The sequence below is a fragment of the Streptomyces rubellus genome (assembly GCF_036323805.1).
GTDB lineage: Bacteria > Actinomycetota > Actinomycetes > Streptomycetales > Streptomycetaceae > Streptomyces.
In genome coordinates this window covers 202,980-223,196 of the sequence record NZ_JAZDCX010000004.1, presented here as the reverse complement: position 1 = coordinate 223,196, position 20,217 = coordinate 202,980, and the positions used below count along the sequence as shown (strand labels likewise).

Genomic DNA, 20,217 nt, shown 5'->3' with positions numbered 1-20,217 from the left:
CGGCCCACCCCCGGCACCCCGGGCGTCCGGTGCCGGGTAGGCTGATGGATCGTTGTGCCGCCAGCCGGGATTGATGCTTCGTCCGTCAATGTCCGGATGGTTCAGGCGGGATACGCACCACACCGGGCCCGGTCCGCCGCCGCCGCCGTCGTCGGCCGGGCGCGCCACCCGCTGGGGTTGGAAGGAGCACTACCGATGGGCGAGGGGTACGCATGACTGACACCGGCCAGGTCCCCGGCGAGGGGCAGCCGGAGAGCGCGGGCGGGCAGCTGGAGCAGCCGGTCGCACCGGCGCCCGGCACGTACACCTTCGAGAACCCCGCCGACGGCGTTCCGGCGGGCGACGAGGACGACCTGCTGCTGCCCAGCGCCCAGGGGGCGTGGGGTGAGACGGCGGCAGTGCCGTCCGCCCCCGCGCACGGACCGCACGAGACGCCCGGCCCGGGCCAGGCCCCGGCCGGCCCGGCGCCGTCCGTACCGCCCGCGCGCCACGAGCACGGGGCTCCGCGGTCCGCCACCCCGACCCCGCCCCGTCCGCTGCATCTGGGACCGCCCGTGCCGGAGCAGTCCGGTATGGTCCGCTCGCTCGCCGACCGCGGCCCGACCCCGCCGCCCGCTCCGCCCGGTTTCCCGGAGACCGCGCCGGTGGGGCGGCCGGGGCCGTACACGACGGAGCCCGAGCCCTTCGAGGTGGCCCACGAGGGGCCCGCGGTGACCGGCGACCGGGCCGTCGTGCCGGAAGCGGCGGAACCGCCCGGCCCGCAGCCCGGCGTACTCCCGCAGGAGCCCGCGCCGGCGGACGCCTGGGCTCCCCAGCCCTCCGCCCCGGTCCCGGCTCCGGAGCAGCAGGGCCCGGCCACCGGGGAGTTCGCCGAGCCGCTGCCCGGCCCCGACCTCGCCGCGATCCCGGCCCCGGACGGTGGGGCGGCCGGCTGGCCGCAGACCCCGGTCCCGGCCCCGGAGCCCGAGCAGAGCCCGTCCCCGGCGCCGGAGCAGGCACCGGCGCCGGCCGGACCGGAGGCGTTCCCCGAGGCCGCGTTCCCCGAGGCCGCGGGCCCCGCGACCGGGACCGGGACCGGGACCGCAGAGCCCGTCACGTCCGCCGAACCGGCCGGAACAGACGGAACGGCCGAGGCCACCGTGCCCGGGCCGCACTCCGCTCCCGAACCGTCGGCCGCGACCCCGGAACAGCAGGCCCAGGACTTCGCGGAGCCTCAGGACCTCGCGGAGCCCCAGCACACCGCGACGCCCGCGGGCCCGGCGGACGTACCGGATGCGGAGGACGCCGGGGAACCGGCCGGACCGCCGGAAGCCCCGCAGCCGGAGGTCCAGGCCGGGCCGCGGGCCGAGGACCCGGCCGAGGCGCCCGCCGGGCCGCCCGCCCCGGAACCCGCCGGTGCGCCGGTCACCGGGCCGGTCCCGGCCCCCGAACAGCAGCTCGCCATGGCGTCCGTGCCCGGTGCCGGCCCCCAGGTGATGGAGGCCGTACCGGTCGCCCCCTCCGGGGAGAGCGCTGCCGGGGCCGCGGCGGAGGTCCCCGCGGCGGGCCGGGAGAGCGCGCCGCCGTCCGCCGACGGCGGTTCGGCGGCCGCGGACGGGGAGAGCCGCCAGACGGCGGAGGACACGGCGCCCGCCGCGGCTCCCGTGCCGGAGCCGGCCGTGCGGGAGTCCGCCGTACCGGAGGAGGAGCAGCCCGCTCCGCAGGTCCCGGAAGGGCGCGAGGACACCGCCGCGGAGGGCACCGGCCGTGGCCCCGCACCCGGCTACGGCGAGGCCGAGCGGGAGGCGCTGCACCGGGTGATGCGCGAGCGCCGCGACGTGCGCAACGGCTTCCGCCCGGACCCGATCCCGGACGAGGTGCTGCTGCGGGTCCTGGAGGCGGCCCACACCGCCCCCAGCGTCGGCCACTCCCAGCCGTGGGACTTCGTCCTCATCCGGTCCGAGGAGACCCGCCGGACGATGCACGAGCTGGCCATGCGCCAGCGGGACGCGTACGCCATGTCGCTGCCCAAGGGCCGTGCCAAGCAGTTCCGGGAGATGAAGGTCGAGGCGATACTCGACACCCCGGTCAACATCGTCGTCACCGCCGACCCCACCCGCGGCGGCCGTCACACGCTCGGCCGCCACACCCAGCCGCAGATGGCGCCGTACTCCTCGGCACTGGCGGTCGAGAACCTCTGGCTCGCCGCCCGTGCCGAGGGCCTGGGAGTGGGCTGGGTCAGCTTCTTCGACGAGCGCGAGATGGTGCGGGTGCTCGGCCTGCCCGAGCACCTGGAGGTGGTCGCCTACCTGTGCGTCGGGTACGTGGACGCCTTCCCCGACGAGCCCGAGCTGGTGCAGGCGGGCTGGTCCAAGCGCCGTCCGCTGTCCTGGGTCGTCCACGAGGAGTCCTACGGCCGCCGGGTGCTCCCGGGCGCCGAGCAGCCGCACGACCTGCTCACCGAGACCCTGCAGGGCATCCGTCCGCTGGACGCCAAGGCGCTCGGCGAGGCGTGGGAGCGCCAGAAGCGGATGACCAAGCCGTCCGGCGCGCTGGGCATGCTGGAGATCATCTCCGCCCAGCTCAGCGGGCTGGCCCGGCGGTGTCCCCCACCGGTGCCCGAACCGGCGGCCGTCGCCGTCTTCGCCGGGGACCACGGGGTGCACGCCCAGGGCGTCACCGCCTGGCCGCAGGAGGTCACGGCGCAGATGGTCGCCAACTTCCTGGCCGGCGGTGCGGTCTGCAACGCCTTCGCGGGGCAGGTCGGTGCCGAGATCTGTGTGGTCGACGTGGGCGTGGCGGGCGAGCTGCCGAACATGCCCGGGCTGCTGCCGCGCAAGGTGCGGTCCGGCACGGCGGACTTCACGACCGGTCCCGCGCTCACCCGCGAGGAGGTGATGCGTGCGCTGGAGGTGGGCATCGAGACCGCCCGCGACCTGGTCGCGGCGGGCAACAAGGCGCTCCTCACCGGTGAGATGGGCATCGCCAACACCACCGTCTCCGCCGCGCTGGTCGCCGTCTTCACCGGCGCCGACCCGGCCGAGGTCACCGGCCGGGGCACCGGCGTCAGCGACGAGATGCACGCCCACAAGATCGACGTCGTGCGCCGTGCCCTGGAACTGCACCGGCCCGACGCGGCCGATCCCCTCGGCGTCCTCGCCGCCGTCGGCGGGCTGGAGCACGCCGCGCTCGCCGGGCTGATCCTCGGCGGCGCCTCGCTGCGCACCCCGGTCATCCTGGACGGGGTGAGCGCGGGGGCGGCGGCCCTGGTCGCCCGGGCCATCGCCCCCGAGGCCCTGGCGGCCTGCATCGCCGGCCACCGCAGTGCGGAGCCCGGCCATGTCGCCGCGCTGGCCAAGCTGGGCCTGCGCCCGCTGATCGACCTCGATCTGAGGCTCGGCGAGGGCACGGGCGCGCTGCTGGCCCTGCCGGTGGTGCAGAGCGCGGCCCGTGCCATGCACGAGGTCGCCACCTTCGACTCGGCGGGCGTCACCGAGAAGAACTGACCGGGACCGGTGCGCCCGCGGACGAGGTCCGGGGGCGCACCGGCGCGCGTACGTGCCCGCTGCGCCGGTGACCCGCGGCACAGCGGGCGCGGGCGGAGCGTCGTAGGCTGCCCGTGGCCCGCCGTCCGTTCCGCCACCCTCCGGCCGCCGTACGGACGGCCCCGTCCCCGCCGCTCCACCGCCGCAGCGGCCGAAGGCCCCCTCCGGTCCGCGGGCCGGACGAGGGGAAGACCTCCAAGGAGCCGCACAGCCATGTCCGACCGTCCCCCGCACCCCGCCTATCCCGTGGGACTGCGCCTGACTGGGCGCCGTGTGGTCGTCCTCGGCGGCGGCACCGTCGCCCAGCGGCGGCTGCCCGCGCTGCTGGCCGCGGGCGCCGACGTCCTGCTGATCGCCCCCTCGGTGACCCCCTCCGTGGAGGCCATGGCCGAGGCGGGCGAGTTGCGCTGGGAGCGCCGGGCCTACCGGCCGGGCGATCTGGACGGCGCCTGGTACGCGGTCGTCGCCACCGACGACACCGAGGCCAACGCCGCCGCCTCCGCCGAGGCCGAGCGGCTGCGGGTGTGGTGCGTCCGCAGCGACGACGCGGAGGCCGCCACCGCCTGGACCCCGGCCACCGGCCGCAGCGAGGGCGTCACCGTCGCGGTGCTCACCGGACGGGACCCGCGCCGCTCGGCCGCCGTGCGCGACGCCGTGGTGGAGGGCCTGCGCGACGGCACCCTGACCGCTCCGCGGCACCGGGCCCGCCGCCGGGGCGTCGCCCTGGTCGGCGGCGGCCCCGGCGACCCGGACCTGATCACCGTGCGCGGTCGCCGGCTGCTGGCCGAGGCGGACGTGGTGATCGCCGACCGGCTCGGCCCGCGCGACCTGCTGGACGAGCTGCCGCCGCATGTCGAGGTGATCGACGCGGCCAAGATCCCCTACGGCCGGGCGATGGCCCAGGAGGCCATCAACGAGGCCCTGCTGACGCACGCGAAGGCGGGGAGGTTCGTCGTACGGCTCAAGGGCGGCGATCCTTTCGTCTTCGGCCGGGGCATGGAGGAGGCGCAGGCGCTGGCCGAGGCCGGTGTCCCGGTCACCGTGGTGCCCGGGATCTCCAGTGCCGTCAGCGTGCCCGGCGCCGCCGGGATCCCGGTCACCCACCGCGGGGTGGCCCATGAGTTCACGGTGGTCAGCGGCCATGTCGCCCCCGACGACCCGCGCTCGCTGGTGGACTGGGCGGCCCTGGCGAAGCTGCGCGGCACGCTGGTGCTGCTGATGGCGGTGGAGCGGATCGGGGCCATCGCCCGCGCCCTCACCGAGCACGGCCGGGACCCGGAGACACCCGTCGCGGTGGTGCAGGAGGGCACGATGGCCGGCCAGCGCCGGGTGGACGCCACCCTGGCGACCGTGGCGGAGACGGTCGCGGCGGAGGACGTACGGCCGCCGGCGGTGATCGTCGTGGGCGAGGTGGTCGGTGTGGGGCCGGCCGTCCCCGGTCCGCGGTGACGGAGGACGGCGGGCCATGACGGAGGAGAAGAGCGCGGCCGGGAAGAGCGGACCGGTCACCATCGGTGATCCCGGTGACCCGCGGCTGGCCGACTACACGGATCTGACCGACGTACAGCTGCGGCGCAGGCGCGAGCCGGCCGAGGGACTGTTCATCGCCGAGGGCGAGAAGGTCATCCGGCGCGCTCTCGCGGCCGGGTACCGGATGCGGTCGATGCTGCTGACACCCCGCTGGGCCGAGGCGATGCGCGACGTGACCGAACGGGTCCCGGCGCCGGTCTACACCGTCAGCCCCGAGCTCGCCGAGAAGGTGACGGGCTACCACGTCCACCGCGGCGCGCTGGCCTCGATGCACCGCCGGCCGCTGCCCTCGCCGGCCGGCCTGCTGGCGGACGGGTGCGGCACCGTGGCCGTCCTGGAGGGGCTCGTCGACCACACGAACGTCGGGGCCGTGTACCGGTCGGCCGCGGCTCTCGGGGTCGGCGCGGTCCTCCTCTCCCCGGACTGCGCGGACCCTCTCTACCGCCGCTCGGTCAAGGTGTCCATGGGGGCGGTCTTCTCCGTCCCGCACGCGCGCGTCGAGGACTGGCCCGGCGGCCTGCGGACCGTCCGGGAGGCCGGTTACCGGCTGCTGGCCCTGACCCCCGATCCGGGCGCCGTGCCGCTGGGCGAGGTGCCCCGCGAGACGCTGCGGCGGTGCGCGGTCATGCTCGGCTCCGAGGGGCAGGGGCTGTCCGCCGGGGCCCTGCGCGCCGCGGACCTGCGGGTACGGATCCCGATGGCGCACGGGATCGACTCGCTGAACATCGCGGCAGCGGCGGCGGTCGGCTTCTACGCCCTGGCCGAGGCACGGAAGGACACCATGTGCTGAAATACGGCAGACAGTGACTATCGGTGATAAATTAGGTCGGACCGGTACTCGGACGGCGGGTCGGCCGGCGGAGAGCCAGCCGCCACGACCCGCACACGTCGACAACCAAAGGCCTGTACTGGGGGCGCAGGCCTCGACTTTGCCCATCCAGGGGATGGCCGGGCCGAGGTTTCCGGGCTCCGCTCCGTCCGTCCTCCCGAAGGGAAGGAAGGCGACCGGTGAGCACCCAGCACATCTCGCACCCCCGGACGGTCAGGGCCCTGTGGGTCCTGGTGGCCGCCCTGTTCTCCGCCCTCGTCGCCCTGGTGGCGGGCATCCTCGCCGGTGCGACGGGCAGATCCTTTCCGGAGGCCGTGCTCCACGCGGGCGCCGCCTTCGCCGCCACCCTCCCGCTGTGCCTGACCGTCCTCGCCACGCTCGGCGCGCTGTGACCGCCGCCCGCTGACGTACGGTCAGCGGCGCGGTACGGCGCCGGGCCCCGGCCCCACCGGGGCGGCGGTCCGTACGGCCTGTGCGGTGGACGGGACACCGGGAGCGGCGGCGCCCGGGTTGTCCGGCGCCCCCGGGACACCCGGGGCACGCCCCAGCCCCCGGGCCGGTCCCTGACAGCCCTGCGCCGCCGCGATGCCCAGGGCGACCAGCAGCGTCACCGTCACGAACACGACCAGACGCTGCCGCAGCAGTCGCGGGTCCGGCGCCGGGCGCCGCGTCCCCGTCCGGCCGCCGCCGGTGCGGGCCGGGCCGCGGGAGGCGGGCCGTGCCGGAGTCCGTCCCCCGCCCTTCCGCCCGGCATCGTCGGCCGGGCGGGCGGCGCCGCGGGGAGGCGTGCGCGGGGCGGAGGAACGGGAGGCGTCCCGGCACTCCTGACCCCGCGCCCCCCGGCTTCCCGACGGGTGGTCGTCCTCGCGCGCGGCGCGCGGCCCCGGCCCCGGGTGCCGCTCCGTCCGCCGGGCCGCCGGCCGGGCCGGCCGTACGGCCGCCCCCGTGGCCGCGCCCTCCGGCAGTCCGCGCGCCTCCCGGGCGGCGATCTCCCGCAGCCGCAGGGACAGCTGCAGCGTGCTCGGCCGGTCCTCCGGATTCTTCGCCAGACAGGCCCGCACCAGCGGCGCCAACGCCGCGTGCACACCGTGCAGCTGCGGTTCCTCGTGCACCACCCGGTACAGCATCACCTCCGAACTGCCCTGTCCGAACGGGGAGTCCGCGGTCGCCGCGTACGCCAGCGTGGCGCCCAGCGCGAAGACGTCCGTCGCCGGGGTCACCGCCGCCCCCCGCACCTGCTCCGGGGCCAGGAATCCGGGTGAGCCCACCGCGGTGCCGACACGGGTGAGCGTGCTGGCTCCCGTGGCCCAGGCGATGCCGAAGTCGATGATGCGCGGACCCTTGGGGGACAGCAGGATGTTCGACGGCTTCAGATCCCGGTGCACCACTCCGGCCTCGTGCACCGCCAGCAGCCCCTCGGCCAGCGCCGCACCGATGGAGGCGACCTGCGCGACGCACAGCGGACCCTCCGCGTTCACCTTGTCGTGCAGCGAGGGACCGGGCACGTACTGGGTGGCGAACCACGGCCGGTCCGCCTCCAGATCGGCCGCCACCAGCCGGGCGGTGCAGCCGCCCCGGATCCGCCGAGCGGCCGACACCTCACGCGCGAAGCGCGAGCGGAACTCCGGATCCTCCGCGAGATCCGGCCGGATCACCTTCAGGGCCACCCGCTGCCCGCGCCGGTCGGAGCCGAGGTACACCACGCCCATGCCGCCCGCGCCCAGCCGCCGGTGGAGCCTGAACGAGCCGACGACTCGCGGGTCCTCTCTCCGGAGCCGCATCAGCGCCATTCCTTCCCTGCCTCCGGCCGGCGGGCCCGCCCCGTATCCCGGCGGGCCCGCCCCGCCCTGCCCGGTCCTGTGACGTGCCACAGCTTACGGACTGCACCCCCGGGGCGCCGACAGGCCGGCGCCCGCGGCCGGGAGGCCTGTCAGTGCCGGGTGGGACACTGAAAAGGTGGGCGAGCGGGGGCCCACTGGGATACCACAGGCGAAGAAGTCCTGTTCAGAGGCGTCGGAGGCGTCGGGCGGACCTCCGGGAAGGGGGAGCTCGGTATGAAGGGCGACTGGGTGGAGATAGTGGTGGACGCCGGGGACACCACCCGTACCTACGAGATGGCGGCCACGCGTGCGGGCAGGCGGGTCGAGACACAGGTGCGCAGGGGAGTGGTGGAGGTGAGCGAGGTGACGCGCAACGGCTCGGCCGTGCGCACCGCGCGCTTCATGGCCAACCGGGTGCTGGCCCTGGTGGAGCACCCGATACCGCGGGAGGACAGCGCCGCGGAGACACCGCGCTGACCGGCGGCGGGCCGCGCCCCCTCCGGGAAGTCCCGGGGAGGGGAGGAGCGGATGTCCACCCTGGGGAGTACCGGAAGCCGGGCGGAGTCATCCTGCGGGAGGCCCCGGATCGGTACGCGGGCATGACGCCCCGACCAGGGCCCCGCGCCTAGTGTTGAGGGCAAGCGGCGGGCGACAGCACTCGTCCCCCGAGGTCAGAAGCCCGCCGCCCCAGACCATGACAGGAGCGGACCATGACGCACACGGCAGGCGGCCCGCCGGTCCGGGCGCGGGGGCGACTGGCGGGAATCCCCGGGATCCCCGTCTTCGGCGCCCGGCCCGGCACCCGGCGTCACCCACTGGTGGCCGTCGCCATGGTCCTCCCGCTGGCCGCCCTGCTGGCCGTCGTCTTCGGCGGTGTGGAGGCGGTCATCGTACAGGCGTCGTCCGTGGCCGGGCTCCTGGGGCTCTGAACACGGGCCCCGGGGTTCGGGAGAGCGGCCCGAACCGGGGAATCCGGCCACTCAACCCCGTGGGGACGGGGGTACGGCGGACGGCGTGAAGCCCGGGCAGTCCCAGACTGCCCGGGCTCCGCGTTGTCCGGGCCGGACCGTACGGCGGGTCCGGGCCGTACGATCCGCTGGGCGGCCCGTCTTCGCGGGCGGGCCCGGCGGACCGTACGGCCCCGGAAGGACCTCATGAGCACATCCACGGGTGCGTCGCTCACCGCGCAACTGGCGCACCGGGCGCGGCAGGCGCACGGGGCGGCGGTCGGCGCCCCGGACGGTGCTGATCCGGTGGTGCTCGCCCGGCGGGCCGACACCACCGTCGTCCGAAGCGGCGCCGTCGTGGCGAAGGCCCACGATCCCGGTGGCGATCCGGCCCTGCTCGCGGCCCGGCTGCGGGTGGCGGCCCACCCCCTGCTGCGCGGCGTCCTGCTCGCGCCCCTGCCGCACCCGTGCTCCGTGCCGCCTCCGCGCACCGGCCCGGACCGCGGCGGCGACAGGGAGCCGGACGGCCCGCTGCTCGGCACCCTGCCCGGCGGCCACCGGATCAGCCTGTGGCCCTACGGAGTTCCCGTCGATCCCGGCGCGCCCGGGGCGGCGCCCTGGGAGGCGGCCGGCGCGCTGCTGGCCCGGCTGCACCGCGTACCCCTGGCCGCGCTGCCCGGCCCGCTTCCGCCGATGCGCGGCCCCGCCCGGGTGGCCCGAGCCCTGGAACTCCTGCGCCGCGAGGTTCCCCGCACGGCCGCGGCCCGGACCGTGGCCGCGGCCGGAAGGACACTGCCCGCCTGGGCGCTGGGCGCGGCCCCGCCGCCGCGTGCCGACGCCCTGTGCCACGGGGACCTGCACCTGGGTCAGCTCGTGCGGCATCCGGCACCCGGCGGGCCCTGGCAGCTGATCGACGTCGACGACCTGGGCCCGGGCGACCCGGCCTGGGATCTGGCCCGGCCCGCCGCCTGGTTCGCCGCCGGGCTGCTCCCGCCCGCCGACTTCGGCCGTTTCCTGACCGCCTACCGGGCCGCGGGCGGTCCCGCCGTCCCCGGCGGCGGTCCCGACCCCTGGCCGTGGCTGGACGTCCCGGCGCGGGCGCTGACCGTCCAGACCGCCGCCCGTTCCCTGGCCCGGGCCGCCGCCGAGGGGCGTGCGCCGGACGAGATCGACCGGGCGCTGGTCGACGCCTGTTCCCGCATCGCCCGGTCACCGGCCGGTCCGGGCCCCTGCGCAGGCCGCGGCCGGAGGGCGCCGGGGCACGGCGGCTGACCGGCACCGGATCCGACCGGAACGTGTCCGGGTGCATCCGCGGCACCCCGCCGGAGCGTCTGAGCGGACGTACGGCCGACCGGCCGCACGGAACGAGTACGGAACGAGCGAGGAGAAGCGGCAGATGCAGTGTCCCAAGTGTCGAGCGCCCATGCAGACCTACAACCGCAACGGGGTCCAGATCGAGCAGTGCGGCGGCTGCCGGGGGATCTTCCTGGACTACGGTGAGCTGGAGGCGCTCACCCGTCTCGAGGCGCAGTGGTCGCAGCCCGCACCGCCGCCCCCGGGCCCGGCCGCCCAGCCCTACCCGGCCGCACCGGCCTGGGGTGCCCCGCACCACGGCCACCACGGGCACCACGGTCGTCACAAGAGCTTCGGCCGGATGCTGTTCTCCTCCTGACGCGTCCCGTGCCGTGTCCCGGCGCGTGCGCCGGGACACGGCGAAGGGCCGGAGCGCTGTGCTCCGGCCCTTCGGCGCGTGGACGATACTGGGATTGAACCAGTGACCTCTTCCGTGTCAGGGAAGCGCTCTCCCGCTGAGCTAATCGTCCGCGGTGCGGTGTGCCGCGTGCGCGATACTGGGATTGAACCAGTGACCTCTTCCGTGTCAGGGAAGCGCTCTCCCGCTGAGCTAATCGCGCGTCACGAGACCCGGTACGGGCCTCTCAGTGGACGATACTGGGATTGAACCAGTGACCTCTTCCGTGTCAGGGAAGCGCTCTCCCGCTGAGCTAATCGTCCGAGGTGGAGACGGGATTTGAACCCGTGTAGACGGCTTTGCAGGCCGTTGCCTCGCCTCTCGGCCACTCCACCAGCACAGGGGCCGCAGGGCCCCCGTCGAGCGGACGACGAGACTCGAACTCGCGACATCCACCTTGGCAAGGTGGTGCTCTACCAACTGAGCTACGTCCGCAGTGCCTCCCCCGGACCGTGCCCGGGAGGTGCGGTCACCGTACGCTCACGCGGCCGGTGACGTCATGAACTTTAGCGGATTCCCCGGCCAGCTCAAATTCCGTTTCCCCGGTGCGCCCGCCCCGGGGCCGTCCGGGCGGCTCCCCGGGAGCCCGCCGGGAGCCGCCCGGACAGCCCTTAGACTCGCCGCGTGCGTGATCCGGCCCCCCTCGCCCGCTTCGGCGGCCCCTCCGGTGGTGTGGTCGCCTCCGACCTGCGGGACGTCACCGACGACCCGGCCGCCCTGGACTCCACGGGTTGGTGGGCGGTGGTCGCCGGCTTCGAGGGCGGTCTGCTGTGCGCCCGCTTCGGCGACGTACGGCCCGTCCCCGTGCCCCGCCCCCGTCCCGGGGCCTGGCGGGGGCCGGCGGCCGGGACGTGGACCTCCTCGCTGGACCGGGCCGCCTACACCGCCGGGGTGCGCCGCGTACGCGAGCACATAGCGGCGGGCGAGGTCTACCAGGCCAATCTCTGCCGGGTGCTCAGCGCGCCGCTGCCGGATCCGGCCGCCGCCGACCCCGACGCGCTGACCGCGCTCCTGGCGCGCGGCAATCCCGCTCCCCACGCGGGCACCGTGCGCCTCCCCGCCCACGGTGTCGAGATCGCCACGGCCTCGCCCGAGCTGTACCTGCGCCGCCGGGGCCGCACCGTGGAGTCGCGTCCGATCAAGGGCACCGGCCGGACCGCGGCGGACCTGCTGGAGAAGGACCGCGCCGAGAACGTGATGATCGTCGACCTGGTCCGCAACGACCTCGGCCGGGTCTGCGCCACCGGCTCGGTCACCGTCCCCGCACTGTGTTCCGTCGAGCCCCATCCCGGACTGGTCCACCTCGTCTCCACCGTCCGCGGCGAGCTGGCGCCCGGTGCTGGCTGGGCCGAGCTGCTGGCGCACACCTTCCCGCCCGGCTCGGTCACCGGCGCCCCCAAGTCCAGCGCGCTGCGCCTCGTCCGTGCCCTGGAGACCACCCCCCGCGGCCCGTACTGCGGCGGCATCGGATGGGTGGACGCCGACCGCGGCACCGGTGAGCTGGCCGTGGGCATCCGCACCTTCTGGATCGACCGCACGGCACCGGGCGGCCCGGTGCTGTGCTTCGGCACGGGCGCCGGGATCACCTGGGGGTCGGACCCGGAACGGGAATGGGCGGAGACCGAACTCAAGGCGGCCCGGCTGCTGGGGGTAGCGTCGGGAACACCCGGGGCCGGAGCCCCGGCCACCGGCGCGGCCGGCACGGGCAGGATCTGAGGAGAGCGAGCACCATGACGCCGATCTGGATGGACGGGAAGCTGTGTGACGCCGACGAGGCCCGGGTGTCCGTGTTCGACCACGGGCTGACCGTCGGCGACGGCGTCTTCGAGACGGTCAAGACCGTCCACGGGCGGCCCTTCGCCCTCACCCGCCATCTGGACCGGCTGGCCCGCTCCGCGCGGGGCCTGGGCCTGCCCGAACCCGACCCGGACGAGGTACGCCGGGCCTGCGCCGCCGTCGTCGAGGCCAGCCCCGTGCCCCTGGGACGGCTGCGGATCACCTACACCGGCGGTGTGTCCCCGCTCGGCTCCGACCGCGGCACGGCAGGACCCACCCTGGTCGCCGCCCTCGGCGAGGCGGCCCGGCGCCCCGACAGCACCGCGGTGATCACCGTGCCGTGGACCCGCAACGAGCGCGGCGCGCTGACCGGCCTGAAGACCACCTCCTACGCCGAGAACGTCGTCGCGCTCGCCCGCGCCCACGACCGGGGCGCCTCCGAGGCCCTGTTCGGCAACACGGCCGGGCGGCTCTGCGAGGGCACCGGCTCCAACGTCTTCGTCGTCCTCGACGGCGAGGTGCACACCCCGCCGCTGTCCTCCGGCTGCCTCGCGGGCGTCACCCGGGCCCTGGTGGCCGAGTGGACCGGCGCGAAGGAGACCGACCTGCCGCTGGACGTCCTGACCCGGGCCGAGGAGATCTTCCTCACCTCCACTCTGCGGGACGTCCAGGCGGTCCACCGGGTGGACGACCGTGTCCTGTCCGGCACGCCCGGCCCGGTCACCACCAAGGCGATGCGGGTCTTCGCCGAGCGCTCGGCGGCCGACATCGACCCCTGACGGACGGCGTCACGGGACGGGGCGCCCCGTGACAGCGGTGCGGCGTGCGGGTAGAAAGCAGACGATGACCACCACCCTGCGCCCCACCGCGCCCGAGCGGCGCACCGCGGACGGTGCCCGCCGCCGCCCGTACGACATCTGCGTCAACGGCCGTCCCGTCGGGGAGGTGCTGCTGGCCACGGACGAGCGGTCCGGCCCGGCCACCGGCCGCCTGGAGAACCTCACCGTGCACGAGCCCGACCGCCGCCGGGGCCGGGCCACCGTCGCCGCCCTCGCCGCGGAGGAGGTGCTGCGCGGCTGGGGCTGCAGCCGGGTGGAGGCGGGAGTCCCGGCGTCGGCGGGGCCGGCGCTGCGGCTCGCCGCCGCCCTGGGCTACACCGAGCGCAGCCGGGGCATGGTCAAGGACCTCCCGCCGTCGCCGCCCGCCGCCGACGGCGTACTGCGCCCGATGACCGCGGCGGAGTACCCGGCATGGCTGGAGACCTGCCGGACCGAGTACGTCCGGCTGTGGATCGCGGAGGGGGTACCGCCGGAGCGGGCCGAACGGGGGGTGGGGCGGCAGTACGCCGCGCTGCTGCCCGACGGGCCGGAGACGGCCGGGGTCGCCCTGCGCGTCCTGGTCCACGGCGGGGCGGACGTCGGCACCCTCTGGCTGGGACCGTCCCCCGTCCCGGAGTGCGAGGGCTGGGTCTACCGGGTCGAGGTGGCCGCCGGGCACCGCGGCCGGGGCCACGGCCGGACCCTGATGCGGGGTGCCGAGCGCGAGTGCGCGGCGGCCGGGTGGCGCACCCTCGGCCTGAACGTCTTCACGGACAACGTCCCGGCCCTGCGGCTGTACGAGTCGCTCGGCTACCGGCCGGCCGTCCACCATCTCCGCAAGCCGCTGCTGTGACGGTTCGCGACGGCCTGTGAAACCCGGTGGCGGCCGTCCCGCGCGGCGGCCGGCACCGGGGGCCGGGCAGGTCAGTCCCCGTCCCGGGCCAGCAGCCGGTCGGCGATCTCCGCGATCCTCCCGCGCAGCCCCGTCTGGTCCTTCCCGCCGTCCAGCAGTTCGCCGCCGATCACATAGGTGGGGGTGCCGGTGACCCCGATCGCCCGGCCCTCGGCCTGGTCGGCGTCGACGATCAGCAGATGCCGCCCGTCGATCAGCGCGGTGTCCACCTCCTCGGCGTCCAGGCCCAGCTCCCGGGCCACCTCGAGCAGCAGTTCCTCGCCGCGCGTGCCCAGCAGCTCCGCCCGGGCCAGGACCGCCTCGACGTACTCCTCGCCGCGCCCCTGCGCGTACGCCTCCTCGGCGGCCTGCGCGGCGGCGTAGGCGTGGCGGTGCCTCTCCAGGGGGAAGTGGCGCAGCCGCACCTCCAGGGCGTCGCCGTAGCGCTCGCGCAGCGCGCGTACGTCGGCCAGGGCCCGGTGGCAGTCGGGACACTGCAGCTCGCACCAGAAGTCGAGGACGACCGGGCGGGCCGGTTGGGAGGGGCTGGTGTCATGCATGGGGACAGTCTTCCAGCTTCCCGCACGGCGTTCCGGTGCCGGGGAGGGAACTGCCGGGGAGGAACGCGAGTGGCACGGACATCGGCCCGGAGGAGGAGGGAGCCCGGAGTTCTCCCCGGAACCCGGGTGGAGGCATGGCCCGTACGGGGGCGAACGCGGCACCATGGAGACATGCTGACCACGACCGTCTGTGCGGCGCTCTCCGCGGCGGGCCTTGCCGTCGCCTTCCTGACGGCCTGGCGCCGGCGCTTCGTCGCCGCCACCCGTATCGCCGCCCTCGCCCTGGTGCCCGTCGGACTGGCGATGTCCGGCCTGGTGGAACTGTTCGGTGAGGTGGGGGGCGCGGTGGCGTCCTGGGCTTCCGACCTGGTGCTCAAGCCCACGGTCTGGGCGGGATTCGGAGTGCTCGCCCTCGCGGTGGTGCTCTACGTGGTGGCCCGGGTCGCGGGCGGGCGGTCGCGGAGCCGCGCGGCGGCGGACCGGCCCGCCGCCGGGCGTGCCGACCGGCCCGCGGCGGGCCCCGGCCCCTCCCGCCCGGCGGTCGGCGGCGGACGCGGCGGGGGAGCCGCGGCGGCCCGGGACGACGACGACTTCTCGGACATCGAGGCGATCCTGAAGAAGCACGGTATCTGAATCCGGTGAACTCCGGTGATCCAAGGGAGTGTTGAACCGAGCGGCGGCTCGTCGTGCGTCATCATCTCGGCGAGATGCAGCGCACCACCGAGGATCGCCTCCCCCGCCCCCAGTCAGAGCGCCGGCCCGACTACCGGACCGGCCGTCCGCCCGACGGCCGCCCGGAACCCCGAGGCTGTCTGTTCGCCCTCTCCCAGCCCCCGCTGATGCTCTTCCTGGCCGTCGTCGGCACGCTGGTCTTCCTGGCCGCGGCGCACGACCTGTTCCTGCTCTGAGATCCCGGCGGCGGTTCCGGGTGCCGCCCGTGGTGCCCGGTGCGGTCCGCGCGGCGGTGTCAGCCCCTCGCCGCCTCGGCGGCGGACTCGGCGGACTCGCGCTGTCGCGCCCGGTAGGCGGCCACATGCAGCCGGTTGCCGCAGGTGCGGCTGTCGCAGTAGCGGCGCGAGCGGTTGCGGGACAGGTCGATGAAGGCGCGGCGGCAGTCCGGTGCCGCGCAGCGGCGCAGCCGCTCGAGCTCCCCGGCGACCAGCAGGAAGGCCAGGGCCATGCCTCCGTCGGCGGCGATGTGGTCGGCCACGGAGGCGCCGGGCGCGAAGTAGTGGATGTGCCAGTCGTAGCCGTCGTGGTCGGTGAGCTGGGGGGTGGTGCCGGCCGCGGCGACCAGCGCGTTGACCAGTTCGGCGGCGCCACGCGCGTCGGGCGCGGCGAAGACCCCGCCGAACCGCTCGCGCACCTCCCGCACGGCGGCGAGATCCGCCTCGCCCAGCTCCGCGACGCCGCTGACGGCGTTGCGTTCGACGAAGGCGCACAGTGCCCCGACGTCGGTGAGGGTGTCGGGGGAGTGCTCGTCGGGAGCGGTGTTCAGCAGGTCGACGACGCAGTCGAGCGCACACCGGGTGTCGTGGTTGATCAGCACGGTCGTCGCTCCCTGGCCGGATGTCTTCCGTCGGCGGCCCCGTGGGCCTCGCTGCCGGGAGACTCTAGTCGTTCCGTGCCGTGACGGCGCCGCCACCACGGTGCTCCGCGGCGGCGGCGCCTTCGCCGGTGGGAGGTGGGCCGGTCCCCGAGCCGTCGCCCCGAGTCGGACGGCAGGGGGATCCGGCGTCTGTCAGCTCTCCGCGAGGATGTGCGAGAGCTCGGTGTCGAGGTCGAAGTGCCGGTGTTCGGTGCCGGGAGGCACCGCGGCGTCGGTCCGTTTGAGGAAGGACTCCAGGGCCCGCGCGGGGGCCTCCAGCAGTGCCTCGCCCTCCGGGGAGCTGAGAGCGATGCAGACGACGCCCTGGCCGTGGCTGCGGGACGGCCACACGCGGACGTCGCCCGTACCCGTCGGGCGGTGCAGACCCTCCGCGAGGAGATCGCGGGCGAACACCCACTCGACTGTCTCCTCGGCGCCGGTGTGGAAGGTGGCGTGGACGGCATAGGGGTCGGCCGTGTCATACCGCAGGCCCGCGGGCACGGGCAGGGAGGACTCGCTCGATACAACGAGGCGCAGGTGCAGCTCGCAGCTGACCGTGGTGTTCATAAGCGCCAGGGCCTTTCGCTCAGTGTGCGCTCGGGGATTCGCACGTCGGCCAAATCGACATGCCACCTACGGGACGGTTGTAAACCCCTCTGCCCTTTTTGTTTTCCTTGGCATCATTCGGATGGGGGAATGGTGTTTTGGGATGGCCGCCATCCCGGCGAATCCCGGTGCGGGCTCGGGTAGCCTTGGGCAGGTGGAAACCGAGAGTAAGGAACGGGCCCTCGGTTCACGGGCTCCGCAGTTCGTCAGATCCTCCCGGGCGCTCCATCTGAGCTGGCAGGTGGGGATCTTCCTGGCCGGGCTCGCCGTGGTGGTCGCCGGAGTGCTGATGCTCGTTCTCCCCGGCCCGGGCTGGTTCGTGATCTTCGCTGGGCTGGCGATCTGGGCGACCGAGTTCGTCTGGGCGCAGATCGTCCTGCGCTGGACGCGGCGCAAGGTGTCCGAGGCGGCCAGGCGTGCGCTGGACCCGAAGGTGCGGCGGCGCAACATGCTCCTCACGGGGGTCGGCGTGACCGTCGCGGCGGTTCTGGTGGGCGTCTACCTGTACCGGTACGGGCTGGCGATGCCGTGGGAGGTCTCCTACTGAGGGCCGCCCGGAGCGGGACGGCGGCCCTCCGGCCCCCGGGGACGCCGGGGACATCCGGGGGCATGAGCAGTCGCTGACATACGGTAATGTTGGTGGCGCGCCCGGGCGATTAGCTCAGCGGGAGAGCGCTTCGTTCACACCGAAGAGGTCACTGGTTCGATCCCAGTATCGCCCACCGACGACCGGGGCCCCGGAAGGCCGCAGAGCCTTCCGGGGCCCCGGTCGCTGTCGTACCGCCGCCGGTGCACGACACCGGCGGCACCTGCCGCTCCCGGCGGGAAACCCGGCGGTCCGCCCGGCGTCGTTTTCTCCCGGCGGGCCGGTGCGGTGAATTCCATATGGAGGGCAACTCCCGCGCGGCGAAAGGCACTCCACCGGACGCCCACCGGAACTCCCCGCATTTCGCGCGCATACGGGCAAGGGAATCCGCCGGCCCTGTCCTGCCGTCCGCTGCCGGGGACCGGCCACGCCCTGACGGCGCGCGCCCTGGGGCGCGGGCCGCGGCGCCGGCGGGCGGACGGCGGAGTGGGACGCCGGAAGCGGTTTGGATGAACGCCCGGCCGCCCTGTATGGTTCTCGTCGTGCCGAGGGCACCACGAGGGCGATTAGCTCAGCGGGAGAGCGCTTCGTTCACACCGAAGAGGTCACTGGTTCGATCCCAGTATCGCCCACAGCGCCGGGGAGCCGGCCCCTCACGGAGGGGCCGGCTCCCCGTCTTCGTCCACGTCGCTCCCGGCTCTACCCGTCCCGTCCCCATCACCCCCGTCCCGGGGGGTTGCGTGCCCGGGCCGGGACGGGCACTCTCGGGGCCGCCATCCGGCACGCCGGTCCCGTCTCCGGACGGGACCGGTTCCGCCCGCCGTGCCCCGCCCGTCGCGGGGCCCCAATCGTTTCGCGGGCGGGGCGCCCGGCTCGGTACGATTCACGGAGCGCAGCGATCGCTGACGCACACCGAGGCAGCAGGCAGTCAGGAGAGACCGGTGACGGACGTCCGTGTGATCATCCAACGCGATTCCGAGCGGGAAGAACGCGTGGTGACCACGGGCACCACGGCTGCCGCGCTCTTCGAGGGCGACCGCTCCGTCGTCGCCGCCCGCGTCGCCGGGCAGCTGAAGGACCTGGCGTACGAGGTCGCCGACGGCGACGAGGTCGAGCCGGTGGAGATCTCCAGCCCCGACGGCCTGGACATCCTGCGGCACTCCACCGCGCATGTCATGGCCCAGGCCGTGCAGGACCTCTTCCCCGAGGCCAAACTCGGCATCGGCCCTCCCGTCAAGGACGGTTTCTACTACGACTTCGACGTCCCCGAGCCGTTCACCCCGGACGACCTCAAGCGCATCGAGAAGCGGATGCAGGAGATCGTCAAGCGCGGCCAGCGCTTCTCCCGCCGGGTGACCAGCGACGAGGAGGCCCGCGAGGAACTGGCCGCGGAGCCGTACAAGCTGGAGCTGATCGGGCTCAAGGGCAACGCCGCCGAGGCCGCCGAGGGAGCGTCGGCCGAGGTCGGCGCGGGCGAGCTGACCATCTACGACAACCTCGACGCCAAGACGGGCGAGCTGTGCTGGAAGGACCTGTGCCGCGGCCCGCACCTGCCGACCACCCGCACCATCCCGGCGTTCAGGCTGATGCGCTCGGCCGCCGCGTACTGGCGGGGCAGTGAGAAGAACCCGCAGCTCCAGCGGATCTACGGCACCGCCTGGCCGTCGAAGGACGAGCTGAAGGCGTATCTGGAGTTCCTGGCGGAGGCCGAGAAGCGCGACCACCGCAAGCTCGGAGCCGAGCTGGACCTGTTCTCCATCCCGGAGGAGATCGGCTCGGGCCTGGCGGTCTTCCATCCCAGGGGCGGCATCGTCCGCCGCACCATGGAGGACTACTCCCGCAGGCGCCACGAGGAGGCGGGCTACGAGTTCGTCTACACCCCGCACGCCACCAAGGGGAAGCTCTTCGAGAAGTCGGGCCACCTGGACTGGTACGCCGACGGCATGTACCCGCCCATGAAGCTCGACGAGGGAGTGGACTACTACCTCAAGCCCATGAACTGCCCCATGCACAACCTGATCTTCGACGCGCGGGGGCGTTCGTACCGCGAGCTGCCCCTGCGGCTGTTCGAGTTCGGCACCGTGTACCGCTACGAGAAGTCGGGTGTCGTGCACGGTCTGACCCGTGCGCGGGGCTTCACCCAGGACGACGCGCACATCTACTGCACCAGGGAGCAGATGGCGGACGAGCTCGACTCGCTGCTGACCTTCGTGCTGGACCTGCTGCGCGACTACGGCCTGGCGGACTTCTACCTGGAGCTGTCCACCAAGGACCCGGAGAAGTTCGTGGGCACGGACGAGAACTGGGAGGAGGCCACCGAGATCCTGCGCCGGGCCGCCGGGAAGCAGGGTCTGGAACTGGTCATGGACCCGGGCGGCGCCGCCTTCTACGGGCCGAAGATCTCGGTGCAGGCGCGGGACGCCATCGGCCGGACCTGGCAGATGTCCACCATCCAGGTCGACTTCAACCTTCCCGAGCTCTTCGACCTGGAGTACACCGCCCCCGACGGCTCCCGGCAGCGGCCGGTGATGATCCACCGGGCGCTGTTCGGCAGCATCGAGCGGTTCTTCGCCGTGCTGCTGGAGCACTACGCGGGCGCCTTCCCGGCCTGGCTGGCCCCGGTGCAGGCGGTCGGCATCCCCATCGGCGACACGCACGTCCCGTATCTGGAGGAGTTCGCCGCGCGGGCGAAGGCCGCCGGGCTGCGGGTGGAGGTGGACTCCTCCGCGGACCGGATGCAGAAGAAGATCAGGAACGCGCAGAAGGGCAAGGTGCCGTTCATGGTCATCGCCGGGGACGAGGACATGGCGGCCGGGGCGGTCAGCTTCCGCTACCGGGACGGCTCGCAGAAGAACGGCGTTCCGCGCGACGAGGCGATCGCCGAGATCGCCGACGCGGTGGAGCGCCGGATCCAGGTGTGACCCGGTCCCCGCGGCAGCGGGGAATCCCGCGGGGACGGCCTCCGGTGGAGCCGTCCCCGCGGGGCGTACG

The 20,217-nt window shown here is 74.8% G+C and carries 19 protein-coding genes and 7 tRNA genes; 17 read left to right on the top strand and 9 right to left on the bottom strand.

From position 1 onward, the window contains the following. Positions 1-212: 212 nt before the first annotated feature. From cobT to V1L54_RS06630, 4 genes are all read left to right on the top strand, one after another. Positions 213-3,485, top strand: coding sequence for a nicotinate-nucleotide--dimethylbenzimidazole phosphoribosyltransferase (gene cobT / locus V1L54_RS06645; RefSeq protein ID WP_330116931.1), 3,273 nt, complete (start codon positions 213-215; stop codon positions 3,483-3,485). Between the two features lie 252 nt (positions 3,486-3,737). Continuing rightward, on the top strand, positions 3,738-4,973 hold the full coding sequence (cobA, locus tag V1L54_RS06640; protein ID WP_330116930.1) for a uroporphyrinogen-III C-methyltransferase: 1,236 nt from the start codon (positions 3,738-3,740) through the stop codon (positions 4,971-4,973). 16 nt (positions 4,974-4,989) lie between these two features. After that, positions 4,990-5,844, top strand: a complete 855-nt coding sequence (locus V1L54_RS06635; RefSeq protein WP_330116929.1) for a TrmH family RNA methyltransferase — start codon at positions 4,990-4,992, stop codon at positions 5,842-5,844. A 218-nt stretch (positions 5,845-6,062) separates the two neighbouring features. Next, complete coding sequence (locus tag V1L54_RS06630; RefSeq protein WP_330116928.1) at positions 6,063-6,275, top strand: hypothetical protein; 213 nt, start codon at positions 6,063-6,065, stop codon at positions 6,273-6,275. A 21-nt stretch (positions 6,276-6,296) separates the two neighbouring features. Here V1L54_RS06630 and V1L54_RS06625 read toward each other — a convergent pair whose 3' ends face one another. Continuing rightward, positions 6,297-7,673: a serine/threonine-protein kinase gene (locus tag V1L54_RS06625; protein ID WP_330116927.1), complete on the bottom strand. Its 1,377-nt coding sequence runs from the start codon at positions 7,671-7,673 to the stop codon at positions 6,297-6,299. A gap of 264 nt (positions 7,674-7,937) precedes the next feature. On the opposite strand from V1L54_RS06625, the gene V1L54_RS06620 reads away from it, so the two are divergent. From V1L54_RS06620 to V1L54_RS06605, 4 genes are all read left to right on the top strand, one after another. After that, positions 7,938-8,180: a DUF8836 family protein gene (locus V1L54_RS06620; protein WP_100204249.1), complete on the top strand. Its 243-nt coding sequence runs from the start codon at positions 7,938-7,940 to the stop codon at positions 8,178-8,180. 233 nt (positions 8,181-8,413) lie between these two features. Further along, positions 8,414-8,632, top strand: a complete 219-nt coding sequence (locus V1L54_RS06615; RefSeq protein WP_330116926.1) for a hypothetical protein — start codon at positions 8,414-8,416, stop codon at positions 8,630-8,632. A 225-nt stretch (positions 8,633-8,857) separates the two neighbouring features. After that, entirely contained in the window at positions 8,858-9,922 is a 1,065-nt protein-coding gene (locus V1L54_RS06610) for a phosphotransferase family protein (protein WP_330116925.1), read from the top strand. A 124-nt stretch (positions 9,923-10,046) separates the two neighbouring features. Beyond that, positions 10,047-10,322 (top strand): TFIIB-type zinc ribbon-containing protein, encoded by a 276-nt coding sequence (locus V1L54_RS06605; RefSeq protein ID WP_330116924.1) that lies wholly within the window; start codon positions 10,047-10,049, stop codon positions 10,320-10,322. 79 nt (positions 10,323-10,401) lie between these two features. Here V1L54_RS06605 and V1L54_RS06600 read toward each other — a convergent pair. From V1L54_RS06600 to V1L54_RS06580, 5 genes are all read right to left on the bottom strand, one after another. Continuing rightward, positions 10,402-10,473: transfer RNA gene (locus V1L54_RS06600), tRNA-Val, on the bottom strand. An 18-nt stretch (positions 10,474-10,491) separates the two neighbouring features. Next, positions 10,492-10,563 (bottom strand) — tRNA-Val (locus V1L54_RS06595). Between the two features lie 28 nt (positions 10,564-10,591). Further along, positions 10,592-10,663: transfer RNA gene (locus tag V1L54_RS06590), tRNA-Val, on the bottom strand. 1 nt (position 10,664) lies between these two features. Then, a tRNA-Cys gene (locus tag V1L54_RS06585) sits at positions 10,665-10,735 on the bottom strand. A gap of 27 nt (positions 10,736-10,762) precedes the next feature. Continuing rightward, positions 10,763-10,835: transfer RNA gene (locus tag V1L54_RS06580), tRNA-Gly, on the bottom strand. A 189-nt stretch (positions 10,836-11,024) separates the two neighbouring features. Between V1L54_RS06580 and V1L54_RS06575 the strand changes: the two genes are divergently transcribed. From V1L54_RS06575 to V1L54_RS06565, 3 genes are all read left to right on the top strand, one after another. Next, complete coding sequence (locus V1L54_RS06575) at positions 11,025-12,116, top strand: chorismate-binding protein (protein WP_330116923.1); 1,092 nt, start codon at positions 11,025-11,027, stop codon at positions 12,114-12,116. A 14-nt stretch (positions 12,117-12,130) separates the two neighbouring features. After that, the gene (locus V1L54_RS06570) at positions 12,131-12,955 is read left to right on the top strand and encodes an aminotransferase class IV (RefSeq protein WP_330116922.1); all 825 of its coding nucleotides are present in this window, start codon (positions 12,131-12,133) and stop codon (positions 12,953-12,955) included. A gap of 64 nt (positions 12,956-13,019) precedes the next feature. Further along, complete coding sequence (locus V1L54_RS06565; RefSeq protein WP_330116921.1) at positions 13,020-13,847, top strand: GNAT family N-acetyltransferase; 828 nt, start codon at positions 13,020-13,022, stop codon at positions 13,845-13,847. 71 nt (positions 13,848-13,918) lie between these two features. On the opposite strand, the gene V1L54_RS06560 is transcribed toward V1L54_RS06565, so the two are convergent. After that, the gene (locus V1L54_RS06560) at positions 13,919-14,446 is read right to left on the bottom strand and encodes a DsbA family protein (protein ID WP_330116920.1); all 528 of its coding nucleotides are present in this window, start codon (positions 14,444-14,446) and stop codon (positions 13,919-13,921) included. Between the two features lie 171 nt (positions 14,447-14,617). Here V1L54_RS06560 and V1L54_RS06555 point away from each other — a divergent pair, with 171 nt between their 5' ends. Then, positions 14,618-15,079: a hypothetical protein gene (locus tag V1L54_RS06555; protein WP_330116919.1), complete on the top strand. Its 462-nt coding sequence runs from the start codon at positions 14,618-14,620 to the stop codon at positions 15,077-15,079. A 74-nt stretch (positions 15,080-15,153) separates the two neighbouring features. Beyond that, positions 15,154-15,354 carry a hypothetical protein gene (locus V1L54_RS06550; protein ID WP_330116918.1) on the top strand — a complete coding sequence of 67 codons (201 nt, stop codon included), beginning with the start codon at positions 15,154-15,156 and terminating at the stop codon, positions 15,352-15,354. Between the two features lie 59 nt (positions 15,355-15,413). On the opposite strand, the gene V1L54_RS06545 is transcribed toward V1L54_RS06550, so the two are convergent. Both V1L54_RS06545 and V1L54_RS06540 read right to left on the bottom strand, forming a co-directional pair. Further along, positions 15,414-15,995: a CGNR zinc finger domain-containing protein gene (locus tag V1L54_RS06545; protein WP_330116917.1), complete on the bottom strand. Its 582-nt coding sequence runs from the start codon at positions 15,993-15,995 to the stop codon at positions 15,414-15,416. Positions 15,996-16,187: 192 nt separating this feature from the next. Continuing rightward, a complete protein-coding gene (locus V1L54_RS06540) occupies positions 16,188-16,601 on the bottom strand; it encodes an SsgA family sporulation/cell division regulator (protein WP_003959770.1) in 414 nt (137 codons plus the stop codon). A 121-nt stretch (positions 16,602-16,722) separates the two neighbouring features. On the opposite strand from V1L54_RS06540, the gene V1L54_RS06535 reads away from it, so the two are divergent. The 4 genes from V1L54_RS06535 to thrS all read left to right on the top strand — a co-directional run bounded on the left by V1L54_RS06535 (position 16,723) and on the right by thrS (position 20,147). Continuing rightward, positions 16,723-17,187 (top strand): TIGR02611 family protein, encoded by a 465-nt coding sequence (locus V1L54_RS06535; protein WP_443076511.1) that lies wholly within the window; start codon positions 16,723-16,725, stop codon positions 17,185-17,187. Between the two features lie 103 nt (positions 17,188-17,290). Next, positions 17,291-17,362 (top strand) — tRNA-Val (locus V1L54_RS06530). Positions 17,363-17,786: 424 nt separating this feature from the next. After that, a tRNA-Val gene (locus tag V1L54_RS06525) sits at positions 17,787-17,858 on the top strand. 309 nt (positions 17,859-18,167) lie between these two features. Further along, entirely contained in the window at positions 18,168-20,147 is a 1,980-nt protein-coding gene (gene thrS, locus V1L54_RS06520; protein WP_330116915.1) for a threonine--tRNA ligase, read from the top strand. Positions 20,148-20,217 lie beyond the last annotated feature (70 nt).

What these genes read in the sequence shown, in the direction of transcription:
- V1L54_RS06635 (WP_330116929.1), top strand. Translation starts at nt 4,990, where the DNA reads ATGACGGAGGAGAAGAGCGCGGCCGGGAAGAGCGGACCGGTCACCATC.
- V1L54_RS06560 (WP_330116920.1), bottom strand. Translation starts at nt 14,446, where the DNA reads ATGCATGACACCAGCCCCTCCCAACCGGCCCGCCCGGTCGTCCTCGAC.
- V1L54_RS06565 (WP_330116921.1), top strand. Translation starts at nt 13,020, where the DNA reads ATGACCACCACCCTGCGCCCCACCGCGCCCGAGCGGCGCACCGCGGAC.
- V1L54_RS06625 (WP_330116927.1), bottom strand. Translation starts at nt 7,673, where the DNA reads ATGGCGCTGATGCGGCTCCGGAGAGAGGACCCGCGAGTCGTCGGCTCG.
- V1L54_RS06555 (WP_330116919.1), top strand. Translation starts at nt 14,618, where the DNA reads ATGCTGACCACGACCGTCTGTGCGGCGCTCTCCGCGGCGGGCCTTGCC.
- V1L54_RS06615 (WP_330116926.1), top strand. Translation starts at nt 8,414, where the DNA reads ATGACGCACACGGCAGGCGGCCCGCCGGTCCGGGCGCGGGGGCGACTG.
- V1L54_RS06550 (WP_330116918.1), top strand. Translation starts at nt 15,154, where the DNA reads ATGCAGCGCACCACCGAGGATCGCCTCCCCCGCCCCCAGTCAGAGCGC.
- cobA (WP_330116930.1), top strand. Translation starts at nt 3,738, where the DNA reads ATGTCCGACCGTCCCCCGCACCCCGCCTATCCCGTGGGACTGCGCCTG.
- V1L54_RS06620 (WP_100204249.1), top strand. Translation starts at nt 7,938, where the DNA reads ATGAAGGGCGACTGGGTGGAGATAGTGGTGGACGCCGGGGACACCACC.
- V1L54_RS06610 (WP_330116925.1), top strand. Translation starts at nt 8,858, where the DNA reads ATGAGCACATCCACGGGTGCGTCGCTCACCGCGCAACTGGCGCACCGG.
- V1L54_RS06570 (WP_330116922.1), top strand. Translation starts at nt 12,131, where the DNA reads ATGACGCCGATCTGGATGGACGGGAAGCTGTGTGACGCCGACGAGGCC.
- V1L54_RS06540 (WP_003959770.1), bottom strand. Translation starts at nt 16,601, where the DNA reads ATGAACACCACGGTCAGCTGCGAGCTGCACCTGCGCCTCGTTGTATCG.
- cobT (WP_330116931.1), top strand. Translation starts at nt 213, where the DNA reads ATGACTGACACCGGCCAGGTCCCCGGCGAGGGGCAGCCGGAGAGCGCG.
- V1L54_RS06535 (WP_443076511.1), top strand. Translation starts at nt 16,723, where the DNA reads ATGGGGGAATGGTGTTTTGGGATGGCCGCCATCCCGGCGAATCCCGGT.
- V1L54_RS06605 (WP_330116924.1), top strand. Translation starts at nt 10,047, where the DNA reads ATGCAGTGTCCCAAGTGTCGAGCGCCCATGCAGACCTACAACCGCAAC.